This window comes from Nitrospirillum amazonense (assembly GCF_007828035.1).
GTDB lineage: Bacteria > Pseudomonadota > Alphaproteobacteria > Azospirillales > Azospirillaceae > Nitrospirillum > Nitrospirillum amazonense.
Window position 1 is genome coordinate 221,600 of the sequence record NZ_VITV01000007.1, and the last position, 13,016, is coordinate 234,615.

A 13,016-nucleotide genomic window follows, 5' to 3' on the forward strand; every position below is an offset into this window, starting at 1 on the left:
CAGCCAAACTACTTAGCAAGCCTCAATACATCTTCAAGACTTAGCACATTATTCTTTCTAATATTATTAGCGAAATTCATATATACCTTGTACTCCACTCCGAGCTCAGAAACTACTTGGTCTATATCTGATTGCGACTCATCCTTGCGGGCATGCGCTACAATTGTAGCAACAGCAGCACGATAATATTCAAATGCATTCAAAATTAAAGAATCTAGAAAAGATGGAACCCTTCCTGCATGGACTAAATTATTCCTAGCCCTATAGATTCTATGCAGTTGCCATTCAACCCTCTTTTGATGCGCATCGAGATGTACACTAACTGATTTTGGCGTACCATATTCATGGTGAAGCTTCCAAAGCCGGTGTAAAGCCAGTGGATTTTCTGCACATAAATCGCACAAATCTTGCCGCAAATTTGCGTTGGCGGGGAGATATAGGATCGCGGCAAATTTTGTATGTTGATCTGTCCCAGATACGAATGGTTCACCACTCACTATTCCGCTAAATTTTCTCCTGTAAGAGACAAGCATTTCATCAAATACAGCAATGGTCTGCCTTCGAATATATTTAAGACAGATGCATGGAATCAATAGTCTCGCATAATGGACAATGCGCGCAGTTTCACGTTCCGGCTCACTTAACAAGACTTCAACAGCAGACCACAATGAAATTAATTGATTTTCCGGGTTTGATGATGCGCGCGCCAACGCACTAGTACTAATAGAGCTAAGCAATCTCTCTGTTGAATCATTAGTAAAACTTGATAATATCTTTCTTGAGTACTGATGCACTTCTTTAAGTGCCCGCCCTGCGGTTTTCTTAACAGCACCGGTGTGGAATGACGTTTCATAACTAATCTTAACAATTATTCCCTGTTGCGCCCGAAGACGATGTACATACATCTCGTTTGCCCAGCCACACGGCATCCCGTGTGGACCAAGAAAAGTTAACGCCTTAATTGAGGAAAGTTTTTGCTGAACCTGATTTGCGGCACTGTATTGATCGTGAGCTTCCTCACGGCACATCAAAAAAGCCGATGTGTGCCCAGTAAGCAAGAGGGGTGCGAGCCCCCTTCCCACATGAAGGGGCAAGTCACCTAACCGAAAAGATATGTCGTAGCCAATGCGTGATAAATATCTTCCAAAATCATAATCAACTATTGCATAAATAACAAATGACTTTTTCTCGCAGTCAAATCGCCTAAAAAAAGAATTAATCATTTCTGTTCGCACGCGAATAATGTTTTTATTAAAAAATAATTGATCAACTATTTGGTTTATATAAGATTTTGAATATCCTGAGTTAATTAAAAAACTACAATATGATGATGTCGCGCGCCGCAATTGGATTCTCTTTTTATCATCTGAAAATACATTGAGGATAGTTTTCTCAAGCTTCTCCTTATGTGACTTTGAAAGAATCTTTCGAAGATAAATGAGATTGTGACTTATATCAACAAGCGGTAGTTTTTGATTAGAATTCTGCTCCATTATCAAGTCGATGTGCGACCCTGCTAGCGACTCGGCAATTGGATCATCGGTAAGAGACCATACAAGCTCACCCCAAATGGGCTCCAGAGCGGGACGCGGAACTCGATTCAATCGGACGTCCTCAACGACTGCGACCGCTTCATCTAAACGAGCTAGCGTATCTAACGATAGCGCCCGGAAACTTTCAAACGTTTGTGGGGACAGCATTTCGCGCATTTGCTGGGCAAAAAAAAGGGCGCCTCGCCCACCTAAGGTTTTTGGCCAAGAGTTTTTAGGAGGGCGCATAGATAAACTCCGAAACGATCTTTGGGAGAGCAATGGTAGCAGAACGTCACCAATAGGTGTAGGTCCGCTATTCCTGCCCTACCATCTCCTCTCGTGTGTACTGCCTTCTCTTCCCAGAATTTCTCATCAGCTCCCAAGTGATCACCCGACTGCTCTCCCGGAACGCCGCCCGATTCTCGCGCCAGGCGTCGCAGGAATTTGGTGTTCAGCGCTGCGTTGACCGTGGCGTTCAACGCTCATGCTGGAAACTTTGTCAGTTCAGGGGGGGCCCTGCGAGCCAGCATGGCCATGGTGACCTTTAACGTCGTCGGTGGGGGGGGGTAAGGGAACACTGCATTTAATTCAAAGGTCGGCTTTTTCGGACCCGTCCCTAAAACCAGTTCCCCCACTTCCGGCCTCTAGCCCGAACATTCAAGTTCGGTATATCGGATATCCCCCCAAACCTTGTCCCCCAGACAATCCCGCCCTTGCCCCGGCTGCCCGCCGCTCGTATCGAACCAGGAGCCCCTGTCCACGGAGAGCCCCCATGGCCGAGATCGACACCCGCCCCATGACCGTCAGCCCCGTCACCCTGGCGGGGGCCGTGGTGCGGCTGGAGCCGTTGAGCCAGGACCATCTGCCGGGGCTGATCGCCGTGGGGCTGGACCCGGTGCTGTGGCGCTGGGTGCCGACGCAGGTGACGACGCCGGATGAGATGCGGGCCTATGTCCACACGGCGCTGGAGGAGCGGGACCGGCATGTCAGCCTGCCCTTCGCCATCGTGCACAAGGCCAGCGGCCAGGTTATCGGCAGCACGCGCTATGGCAACATCGACCGCGCCAACCGGCGGGTGGAGATCGGGTGGACCTGGGTGGCGCGGTCGCACCAGCGCACCGGCGCCAACACCGATGCCAAGCGCCTGCTGCTGGCCACCGCCTTCGAGGTCTTGGGCGCCCACCGGGTGGAGTTGAAGACCGACGCGCTGAACCAGCAGTCCCGCGCCGCCATCGCCCGCATCGGCGCCACGCAGGAAGGCATCTTCCGGTCCCACGTCGTGGTGCCGGCCCGCGTGGGGCCGGACGGTGAGGCCATCCCCGCCCGCCTGCGCGACAGCGTCTATTTCTCCATCATCGCCGCCGAATGGCCGGCGGTGAAGGAACGGCTGGCCGCCCTGGCGCGGCCGGACTGAGCGGGACCAACCGTCCTATCGCAGCCGCGAACGCCCCCTGCCCTGCAACCGATGCCATAGTTGCGCGGCCCGCCCGTCCACCTTAAGGCTGTGACGGCGCTCATTGCGTGAGCAGGCGCAGCATGACAGATATGCGCTGCCTATCCTGGTAATCACCGCCCGCCGGCCATTTACGCGATTGACCGGAGCGTTATTCCCCGTGCTAACTGTCGTTAGTGTGCTATTAATATTTTGCACATCCATTGAACAGTACAATTCGGCGGCCGGCGTCACCCGGTGAACGAGCCCAGCCAAGGGCCACCGCCGGGGAACGATGGGGGAGTGGCTGAGGATGAAGGGACCACGCGTGAACGCGGCCGCGGGTCGGCTGTTACGGGCCCACACGGCACGGGGCCGGGCGCTGCCCACCGTCCTGCTGATGGGCGGCGCGCTGCTGGGCGGCGGCGCCATGGCGCAGGAGCAGGACGGCGGCATTCCGGACATCATCGTCACCGCCCAGCGGCGCGCGCAGTCGGTGCAGGACGTGGGCCTGTCCGTCTCCGTCCTGTCGGCGGGGGATCTGGCCACGCACCATGTCACCTCGGTGAACGACCTGCAGAACATGACGCCGGGGCTGGAGGTCACCAACGCCTTCGGCGGCGGGCAGCCGCAATTCCGCATCCGGGGCGTGGGCTTCAACGACTATGCCTCGAACAACACGCCCACCGTGGGCGTGTATGTCGATGAGGTCGCCTACCCCCTGCCCATCATGACCCAGGGCCTGGTCTATGACGTGGACCGGGTGGAGGTGCTGCGTGGGCCGCAGGGCGTGCTGTACGGCCGCAACACCACCGGCGGCGCCATCAACATCCTGACCGCCAACCCCACGGACAGCGCCAGCGCCGGCATCACCGCCGACTATGGCAGCTATGACGCCGCCAAGATCGAGGCCTATGTCTCCGGCCCCGTCAGCGACACGGTGAAGGTGCGCCTGTCGGCCATGACGCAGCAGGGCGGCGCCTGGCAGACCAACCGCCTGACCGGCCAGGATTTGGGCAACGCCAACCGCACCGCCGTGCGCGCCAAGATCGCCTGGACGGCCACGCCGGACACGGACGTGAGGCTGAACCTGCATTATGGCCGCGACCTGTCGGACGGCACCGGCGGCTATCTCTTCAACCCCGCCGTCCAGCCGGGCGTGGGCACCCTGCCCGCCGATACCGACCCGTCCAGGACGGGGTGGGGCCTGTCGCCCGCCTTCGCCAAGGTCATCGGCGCCGACCCCAATGCCAAGCCCTTCCGCAACAACACCAGCGGCGGCGCCGACCTGACGGTGCTGCACCGCTTCGAGGATGTGACGCTGACCAGCATCACGGCGTGGGAGGCGCTGAACCGCAAGGAGTTCAACGACTGGGACGCCACCGCCTACCGCGACGCGGATGAATATTTCAACAGCCGCGCCCAGGACGTGTCGCAGGAGGTGCGCCTGGCCTCCAGCGGGCCGGGCCGGCTGCAATGGGTGGGCGGCCTCTATTATTCGCACGAGACGCTGCGCGAGGCCTTCCTGTCCGACTTCACCGACATCTACGGCTTCATCGCCAACACCCGCTATGCCCAGACGGCGGAGTCCATCAGCGGCTTCGGCCAGGCCGACTATGCCGTCACCGACCGGCTGAAGCTGATCCTGGGCCTGCGGGAGGAGCATGAGGACCGCACGCTGCGCACCTTCAGCACCATCACCATCCCCGACACCGGCATCGGCGTTTCGGCGGACAAGGTGCCCACCGGCTTCACCCAGACCACGGGCAAGGCCGGCGTGGAATTCAAGGTGACGGACGACGCGCTGCTGTACGCCAACATCAGCCGGGGGGTGAAGTCCGGCGGCTTCACCGCCTACAACACCCTGGCGCTGGGCGGCCTGGCCCCCTTCCGGCCGGAGGTGCTGTGGGCCTATGAGGCGGGGGTGAAGTCCGACCTGGCCAACCACACCCTGCGCCTGAACGCCTCGGCCTATTACTACGACTATCATAACCAGCAGGTGCAGTCGGTCATCATCGACCCGAGCTTCGGCGCCATCGGCAAGATCGTGAACGCCCCCCGGTCAGAGATTTATGGCGCGGAGCTGCAGGCCGACTGGGCGCCCCGCCCCGGCCTGCTGATCACCCAGGCGCTGGGCCTGTCGCATGGCGAGTTCAAGGAATTCAACGCCGTGGACACGGCGGCCTCGCTGGCCACCTGCTATCCCTGCCGCCCCATCTATACCAACCAGGCGGGGGAGGATCTGGGCTTCCCCCGCATCACCTACAACGGCGGCGTCAGCTATGACTGGGCCCTGCCCGGCCACACGCTGAAGACGGAGGCCGACTACAGCTATCGCAGCAGCGAACGCTCGCTGCTGGGCAGCCGCTACAACGTCGCCGGCTACTGGCTGGTCAACGCCGCCGTCACCCTGACGCCGGACCAGGGGCCGTGGACCGCCACGGTCTACGGCCAGAACATCCTGGACAGGCGCTACGACCTGCTGCGCAACTTCTTCACCAACGCTGACATCGCCATCCCCGGCCGGCCGGCGACCTGGGGCATCCGCCTGGGGTACCAGTACTAAACGCCCGCAACAGCCTAGCCGAGAGCGTCATGGACGAAGACTTCCTGGGCAACCCCATCACCACGGACGGCGCGCACAGCGCCGGGCTGATCGACGATTTCGTCGGCGGGCTGCTGGCCTATGAGACGCGGGCCGTGAACCTGCTGGCGGTGGCGGACGAGGCGGTGGACCTGCCCCTGGTGCAGACCTACGCCGGCATGCTGTGGATGTTCCTGGAATCGACCGACGGCCCCGGCCGCGCCGCGCCCTATGTGGCGCGCGCGCTGACCGCCGCCCGCCACGGCACGCGGCGGGAACAGCTGAACGCCGCGATGCTGGAGGCCTGGTGGCGGGACGACATTCCCGCCGCCCTGGCCCTGGGCGACCAGATCGCGGAGGAATTCCCCCGCGACCTGACGGCGGTAAAGGTTCACCAGTACCTGAACTTCAACCGGGGCCAGTCGCCGGACATGGTGCGCATCGCGCTGAAGGTGCTGCCCCGGGCCGGCGACGTCGCCTATCTGCACGGCATGCTGGCCTTCGGCTATGAGCAGTGCCACCTGCTGGATGAGGCGGAGGCGGCGGCCCGCCGCGCCATCACCCTGAAGCGCAAGGAGCCCTGGGCCCACCACGCCCTGGCCCATGTGATGCTGACCCGGGGTGAGATCGACCAGGGGGCCGCCTTCCTGCGCGGCGTGCACGACAGCTGGACCGAGCTCAATTCCTTCATGTCCACGCACCTGTGGTGGCACTACGCCCTGTTCCTGCTGAGCCAGGGGCGGGCGGCGGAGGCACTGGCCACCTACGACGCCCGGGTCTGGGGCGTGGACAAGGGCTATTCCCAGGACCAGGCGGGGGCGGTGCAGTTATTGAGCCGCCTGGAGCTGGCCGGCGTGGAGGTGGGCGACCGCTGGACCGACCTGGCCGGCCACCTGGCCGCCCGCGTCACCGACACGGCCCAGCCCTTCCTGGCGCTGCTGTACCTCATGGGCCTGGCCCGCGCCGGCCGGGCGGAGGCCGACACCCTGCTGGCCGCCATCCAGGCGCAGGCGGGCCGCGCGCCGGACCACAGCCGGGAAACCTGGGCCGATGTGGCCGTGCCGGCGGCCGAGGGGCTGGTGGCCTATCACCGGGGCGACTGGCGTACGGCGGTGCGCCGCCTGGGCCCGGTTTTGCCCCGCCTGGTGGAGATCGGCGGCAGCCACGCCCAGCGCGACCTGTTCGAACAGGTGGTGCTGGACGCCTATCTCAAGGACCGGCGCTGGGCCCCGGCGCAACAGATGCTGGAGCTGCGCCGGGCCCACGACCCCGGCGGCGTGCCCCTGAACCGCGCCCTGGCCCAGGTCTATGACGCGCTGGGCCTGCCCAGCCTGGCGCGCCAGGCGGCGGCGCGAGCCCAGGCCACGGCGGAGGCGCACCGCCATGACACCAGCCTCTTGGTGAACTGACTCAATGGCCTGGACGATCTTCCTCATGCGCCTGGTTAAATCAGCAGTGGTGCTGGCGGCGGTGGCGGCGGCGCCCGCCGCCTGGGCGCGCGACACCATCACCCTGGGCCTGCAGCTGGAGCCGCCGGGCCTGGACCCGACGGCGGAGGCCTCGGCCGCCATCCCCGCCGTGGTTTTCCCCACCGTGTTCGAGGGGCTGGTGCATCTGGGCGTGGGCGGCACGGTGCAGCCCCTGCTGGCCACCGACTGGACGGTGGCGCCGGACGGCCTGACCTACATCTTCCACCTGCGGCCGGGCGTGCGCTTCCAGGACGGAACTGATTTCGATGCCGAAACGGTCAAGTTCTCGCTTGAGCGCGCCATAGCGCCTGGCAGCACCAACCCGCAGAAGGTGGCGCTGTCGCACATCGACCATGTCGACGTCCTCGACCCGCTGACGGCGGTCATCCACCTGAAAGCGCCCTACGGCAGCCTGTTGCAGGTACTGGGCTGGCCGGCGGCCGTCATGGTGTCCCCCGCCAGCGCCGCCGGCAACGTCACCCATCCGGTGGGCACCGGCCCCTACACCGTGGCCGACTGGCAGCGGGGCAACGCCGTCACCCTGGCGCGCAACCCGGCCTACTGGGGCCCGGCGCCGCATCTGGCCAGCGTCACCTATCGCTTCATCGCCGACCCGGCGGCGGCCACGGCGGCGCTGAAGGCCGGCGACATCCAGGGCTTCCCCGCCTTCCCCGCGCCTGAGGCCATCGCCGCCCTGAAGGCCGATCCGCGTTACACTGTCGACGTCGCCCCGTCGGAGGGGGAGACGCTGCTGGCGCTGAACAACCGGCGCCCGCCCTTCGACAATGTGCTGGTGCGCCGCGCCCTGTCGCATGCCATCGACCGCCAGGCCATCATCCAGGGCGCCATGTTCGGCTATGGCGCCCCCATCGGCAGCCATTACCCGCCGCAGAACGCGGGCTATGTCGACCTGACGGGCCTGTATCCCCACGACGTGGCCAAGGCCAAGGCCCTGCTGGCGCAAGCCGGATACCCGCAGGGCTTCACCGCCACCCTGCGCGTCCTGCCCCTGCCCTATGCCAAGCGCGCCGCCGAGATCATCGCCGCCCAGCTGGCGGAGGCGGGGGTGCATGTGGTGCTGCAGGATGTGGAATGGGCCACGTGGATTTCCCAGGTCTATGGCGGCCACGACTACGACATGACCATCGTCGCCCATGTCGAGCCCATGGATTACGACATCTATGGTCGCGACGATTACTATTTCGGCTACCGCAACCCGGCCTACAAGGCGCTGCTGGCCCGGCTGGACGCCACGGTGGACCAGGGCCAGCGCCTGGCCCTGCTGGGCGACATCCAGCGCACCCTGGCCAACGACGCCGTCAACGTCTTCCTGTTCGAATACCCCTATTTCGGCGTGTGGGATGCCGGATTGCGGGACATCTGGCTGCCCACCCCGGTGCAGCTGGTGGACCTGGCCACGGCGCGCTTTGACGAGGCGGGCGCGGATGCCGCCGCCGCTGGCGGGCTGTGCGGTGCCGGGGGGCTGGCGTGGCTGCTGGGCATGGCCGTGCTGGCCGCCGTGGCCCTGGCCGCCGCCAAGGCCGGGCCGCGCTATGTCGCCGGGCGCCTGGCCGTACTGCTGCTGACCCTGCTGGCCGCCAGCCTGGCCATCTTCCTGGTGCTGCAGGTCATCCCCGGCGACCCCGCCCGGGTGATGATGGGCCTGAGCGCCGACCCGGCCGCCCTGGCCGTCCTGCGCCACCAGATGGGCCTGGATGTGCCCGCACCCCAGCGCTACCTGGCCTGGCTGGCCGGCCTGGCGCGCGGCGATTTCGGCCTCAGCTACACCTACCGCGTCGACGTCGGCCGCCTGATGGCGGAGCGGCTGGCCGTGACCCTGCCCCTGACCCTGTACGCCGTGCTGCTGTCCACCCTGCTGGCCGTCGCCCTGGGCACGCTGGCGGCGCTGGGCGCCGTGTGTGGGCGCCAAGGTAACGTGGTCGACGCCTTCCTGAACGGCGTGGCGCAATTGCTGATCGCCATCCCCAACTTCTGGGCCGGCACCGTGCTGGCCCTGGTATTCGCCGCCGGCCTGCACTGGTTCGCCGCCGGCGGCTTCCCCGGCTGGGGCGGCGGGCTCTTGCCGGCGCTGAAAGCCCTGACCCTGCCGGCCATCGCCCTGGCCGCCCCCCAGGCCGGCATCCTGGCGCGGGTGCTGCGCGGTGAGCTGGTGGAGCAGATGGGCCAGGATTACGTCCGCACCGCGCGGGCCAAAGGCCTGAGCCTGTCCCAGGCCCTGCTGCGCCACGCCCTGCCCAACGCCTTCGTGCCGGCGCTGACCATCCTGGGCATGCAGTTCTCCTTCCTGCTGGCGGGCGGCATCATCATCGAGAACGTGTTCTTCCTGCCCGGACTGGGCCGGCTGGTGTTCCAGGCCGTGGCCCAGCGCGACCTGATCGTGGTGCAGGGTGTGACCGTCGGCCTGGTGTTCGCCGTGGTGGTCGTCACCTTCCTGGTCGATCTGGCCAACGCCGCGGTGGATCCGCGCCTGACACAGGGGCGGCGCCCATGACCGTCATGATCACGCTGGAGGCGGCGACCGACGGCGGCCGCCATTCCAGGGCCCTGGCCGCCGGCCTGCTCCTGACCGGCCTGGTGGTGGCCGCCGCCCTGCTGTCGTTGGCGTGGACGCCCTATGACCCCACCGCCATCAATGTCGCCGGCCGGCTGGCCGCACCCTCCGCCACCCACTGGTTCGGCACCGACGCCTATGGCCGCGACGTCTTTTCCCATGTGCTGGCGGGTGCGCGCAGCGCCTTGGCCGTGGCCCTGGCCGCCGTGGGCGTGGGCGCGGGAGCCGGCGTGCCCCTGGGCCTGCTGGCGGCGGGCCGGCGCGGCTGGGTGGAGGAGGGGACGATGCGCGGCAGCGACGTGGTCTTCGCCTTCCCCGCCCTGATCACCGCCGTGCTGATCGCCGCCTTGTGCGGCCCGGGTGCCGTGGACGCCATCGCCGCCATCGGCCTGTTCAACATCCCCGTCTTCGCCAAGGTGACGCGGGCGGCCGCCCTGGGCGTCTGGGCGCGGGATTACACCCTGGCCGCCCGGCTGGCCGGCAAGGGCGGCGGCCGCATCTCGCTGGAGCACGTGCTGCCCAACATCGCCGGCCTGCTGCTGGTACAGGCCACCATCCAGCTGTCGCTGGGCATCATTGCCGACGCCGGCCTGTCCTTCGTCGGCCTGGGCACCCAGGCGCCGCAACCCAGCTGGGGCCGCATGCTGGCGGACAGCCAGACCCTGGCGGGCCAGGCGCCCTGGCTGGTGCTGTTCCCCGGCCTGGCCGTGGTGGCCGCCGTGCTGGGCTTCAACCTGCTGGGCGAGGGCCTGCGTGGCCGCCTGGCCCCCAAGCGGGGGGCCTGATCCCATGGCGCTGCTCGACATCCGCGACTTCAGCCTGGCCATCGACGGCCGCACCATCCTGAGCGCCGTATCGCTGACGGTGGAACCGGGCCAGATCGTGGCCCTGGTGGGGACGTCCGGCTCCGGCAAGTCCATGACCGCCCTGTCGGTGCTGGGCCTGACCCCCGCCGGCGCCAGAACCCAGGGCAGCATCCGCCTGGACGGGCGGGAGCTGACCACCCTGACCGACAGGCAGATGAACGCCGTGCGCGGCCGCGACGTGGGCCTGGTGTTCCAGGAGCCCATGACGGCGCTGAACCCCGTCCTGTCCATCGGCGCGCAGGTGGCGGAGACGGTACGGGTGCACGGCATGGCCAGCCGGGCGGAGGCCATGCGCATCGCCGACGCCATGCTGACCCGTGTGGGCCTGCCGACCGACCGCTTCCCCCGCAGCCGGCGTCCGCATGAACTGTCGGGCGGCCAGCGCCAGCGGGTGGCCATCGCGGCGGCCCTGGCGCTGAAACCCAAGCTGCTGATCGCGGATGAGCCCACCACCGCCCTGGACGTGACCACCCAGGCCCGCATCCTGGGCCTGCTGGTCGATCTCGTCCGTCAGGACGGCCTGGGCCTGCTGCTGATCAGCCACGACCTGGCCCTGGTGTCGCGCGTGGCCGACCGCGTGGTGGTCCTGCATGACGGTGCGGTGGTGGAAGTGGGCGACCCCGCGACCGTCTTCGCCGCCCCGCAGCATCCCTATACCCGCCGCCTGCTGGCGGCCACCGAGCCGGCGCGGCAGCGGCCGGACGTCCTGCCGGCCCCCGTACGGCCGCCCCTTTTGGTCGCTGAGGGCATCGTGCGCGACTATCCCCTGCCCCGTGCCGGCTGGTGGTCCAAGCCGGCGCACCTGCGCGCCGTGGACCAGGCCAGCCTGGCCGTGCACCGGGGGGAGAGCGTGGGCATCGTGGGCGAGTCAGGATCAGGCAAGTCCACCCTGCTGCGCACCCTGCTGGCGGCGGACGCGCCGCAGGCGGGCGCGGTGCGCCTGCTGGACCAGGCCTGGTCGACAGCGTCCGAGGCCGCGCGCCGCCCCCTGCGCCGCCATGTTCAGATGGTGTTCCAGGATCCGGTGGGCAGCTTCGACCCCCGCTGGCGGGTGGAGCGCGTGGTGGCCGAGCCCTTGGCCCTGCTGGACACACCGCTGACGCCCGCCTTGCGCCGGGCGCGGGTGGAGGAACTGCTGACCCAGGTGGGCCTGGCGCCGGCGGATGCCGACCGCCATCCGCACGAATTCTCCGGCGGCCAGCGCCAGCGCATCGCCATCGCCCGCGCCCTGGCGGTGCAGCCCGACCTGATCGCCCTGGATGAGGCGACCTCGGCCCTCGACGTGCTGACCCGCGCCCAGATCCTGGACCTGCTGGCCGACCTGTCGCGACGCCTGGGCCTGGCCTATCTGGTGGTGTCGCACGACCTGGCGGTGGTGCGGGCCTTGACCGACCGGCTGTTGGTCATGCAAGGCGGCTGCATCGTGGAGGAAGGACCGACCCTGCAGGTGCTGAGCCGGCCCCAGCATCCCTACACCGCCAGCCTGCTGGCGGCCACGCCCACCCTGGCGGCTCACGTCGCCTGATGGCTGCCATCGCCGCCTTGACCGTCCCCCGCATGGAACACCGCGCGGGCGATGGCGCGGGCCAGGCAGTCGGCGGCGGCGGAACCGATACGCGCCACCTGGGCCCAACGGCCGCCGGCGGCCGCCACCAGGGCCGGTCCCCGCGCCACGGCGAACACGGTGTCGCCGTCGAACGGCGTGTGGGCCGGGCGCGCGGCGCGGGCGATGCCGTCCTGCGCCATCATCGCCACCCGCTTGCATTCCGCCGTGCTGAGGTCGGCGGAGGCGGCAACCACGGCGATGGTGGTGTTAGCGCCCGCCGTGGGCTGGCGGTGCACGCCCAGCCGCGACAGCTCCGGCACCGGGTCGCTGGCGTCCACGGGACCCTGGGGCGTTCTTCCGCCAAACTCACCATCAATCTCGAAAGGCCAGGCCCAGTAGGTGCGGCCGTCGGGCATGAAGACCGAGCCCAGGGGGTTGGCCGCCACCAGGGCGCCGACCACCAGGCCATCACCCAGGTCGATGGAGGCGGTGCCGACACCGCCGGGGATCAGCCCCGCCATGGCGCCGCGCCCGGCGCCCAGGGCGCCCTGGGGCACCTCCAGTCCGGCGGCTTCCACCGCGCGCATCCCCAGGTCGCGGTAGGGCGGCGTCAGGCCCCAGTCCTTGTCGCCGCCATTGGCCAGGTCATAGAGCACGGCGGCCGGGACCAGCGGCACGGCGGGTGTCCCGGGCCGCAGGGTCAGGCCCATCCCGCGCCGCGACAGCACCGCCGCCACCCCGTCCGCCGCCGCCAAGCCGAAGACGGAACCGCCGGTCAGGACCACGGCATGAGCCCGGCCCGCCAGGTTCTCCGCCGCCAGCATCTCGGTCTCGCGGGTGCCGGGGCCGCCGCCGCGCACATCCACGCCGCCGGCCCAGCCGGCGGCCCCCTTGGCCCCTCCGCACATCAGAACGGTGACGCCGCTACGCACTCGCTCATCCGTGGCGTGGCCCACCGTCAGGCCGGGGACGTCGGTGATGGCGTTGCGCGGTCCGGGGGCAGGCATGATACGGT

At 66.8% G+C, this 13,016-nt stretch carries 8 protein-coding genes; 6 read left to right on the forward strand and 2 right to left on the reverse strand.

The annotated features are described in order from the left end of the window. Nucleotides 1-8 precede the first annotated feature (8 nt). Nucleotides 9-1,778, reverse strand: a complete 1,770-nt coding sequence (locus FBZ87_RS19910) for a hypothetical protein (protein ID WP_145612332.1) — start codon at nucleotides 1,776-1,778, stop codon at nucleotides 9-11. 526 nt (nucleotides 1,779-2,304) lie between these two features. Between FBZ87_RS19910 and FBZ87_RS19915 the strand changes: the two genes are divergently transcribed. The 6 genes from FBZ87_RS19915 (at nucleotide 2,305) to FBZ87_RS19940 (ending at nucleotide 11,980) form a co-directional block, all read left to right on the forward strand. After that, nucleotides 2,305-2,946, forward strand: a complete 642-nt coding sequence (locus FBZ87_RS19915) for a GNAT family N-acetyltransferase (protein WP_246134503.1) — start codon at nucleotides 2,305-2,307, stop codon at nucleotides 2,944-2,946. 331 nt (nucleotides 2,947-3,277) lie between these two features. Further along, nucleotides 3,278-5,530 (forward strand): TonB-dependent receptor, encoded by a 2,253-nt coding sequence (locus FBZ87_RS19920; RefSeq protein ID WP_246134504.1) that lies wholly within the window; start codon nucleotides 3,278-3,280, stop codon nucleotides 5,528-5,530. A 29-nt stretch (nucleotides 5,531-5,559) separates the two neighbouring features. Further along, nucleotides 5,560-6,957, forward strand: coding sequence for a tetratricopeptide repeat protein (locus FBZ87_RS19925; RefSeq protein ID WP_145612334.1), 1,398 nt, complete (start codon nucleotides 5,560-5,562; stop codon nucleotides 6,955-6,957). A gap of 4 nt (nucleotides 6,958-6,961) precedes the next feature. After that, nucleotides 6,962-9,529 carry an ABC transporter substrate-binding protein gene (locus FBZ87_RS29820; protein WP_145612335.1) on the forward strand — a complete coding sequence of 856 codons (2,568 nt, stop codon included), beginning with the start codon at nucleotides 6,962-6,964 and terminating at the stop codon, nucleotides 9,527-9,529. Further along, a complete protein-coding gene (locus FBZ87_RS19935; RefSeq protein ID WP_246134505.1) occupies nucleotides 9,526-10,374 on the forward strand; it encodes an ABC transporter permease in 849 nt (282 codons plus the stop codon). The genes FBZ87_RS29820 and FBZ87_RS19935 overlap by 4 nt, the downstream gene beginning before the upstream one ends. Nucleotides 10,375-10,378: 4 nt before the next feature. Beyond that, nucleotides 10,379-11,980: an ABC transporter ATP-binding protein gene (locus tag FBZ87_RS19940; RefSeq protein ID WP_145612336.1), complete on the forward strand. Its 1,602-nt coding sequence runs from the start codon at nucleotides 10,379-10,381 to the stop codon at nucleotides 11,978-11,980. Here the strand turns inward: FBZ87_RS19940 and FBZ87_RS19945 are convergent. Next, nucleotides 11,968-13,008, reverse strand: a complete 1,041-nt coding sequence (locus FBZ87_RS19945; RefSeq protein ID WP_145612337.1) for a P1 family peptidase — start codon at nucleotides 13,006-13,008, stop codon at nucleotides 11,968-11,970. The two genes, FBZ87_RS19940 and FBZ87_RS19945, sit on opposite strands and share 13 nt — an antisense overlap. Nucleotides 13,009-13,016: the final 8 nt, after the last annotated feature.

Excerpts from the sequence above, each read along its gene's own strand:
- FBZ87_RS19910 (WP_145612332.1), bottom strand. The coding sequence starts at position 1,778 with ATGCGCCCTCCTAAAAACTCTTGGCCAAAAACCTTAGGTGGGCGAGGC.
- FBZ87_RS19915 (WP_246134503.1), top strand. The coding sequence starts at position 2,305 with ATGGCCGAGATCGACACCCGCCCCATGACCGTCAGCCCCGTCACCCTG.
- FBZ87_RS19920 (WP_246134504.1), top strand. The coding sequence starts at position 3,278 with ATGAAGGGACCACGCGTGAACGCGGCCGCGGGTCGGCTGTTACGGGCC.
- FBZ87_RS19925 (WP_145612334.1), top strand. The coding sequence starts at position 5,560 with ATGGACGAAGACTTCCTGGGCAACCCCATCACCACGGACGGCGCGCAC.
- FBZ87_RS29820 (WP_145612335.1), top strand. The coding sequence starts at position 6,962 with ATGGCCTGGACGATCTTCCTCATGCGCCTGGTTAAATCAGCAGTGGTG.
- FBZ87_RS19935 (WP_246134505.1), top strand. The coding sequence starts at position 9,526 with ATGACCGTCATGATCACGCTGGAGGCGGCGACCGACGGCGGCCGCCAT.
- FBZ87_RS19940 (WP_145612336.1), top strand. The coding sequence starts at position 10,379 with ATGGCGCTGCTCGACATCCGCGACTTCAGCCTGGCCATCGACGGCCGC.
- FBZ87_RS19945 (WP_145612337.1), bottom strand. The coding sequence starts at position 13,008 with ATGCCTGCCCCCGGACCGCGCAACGCCATCACCGACGTCCCCGGCCTG.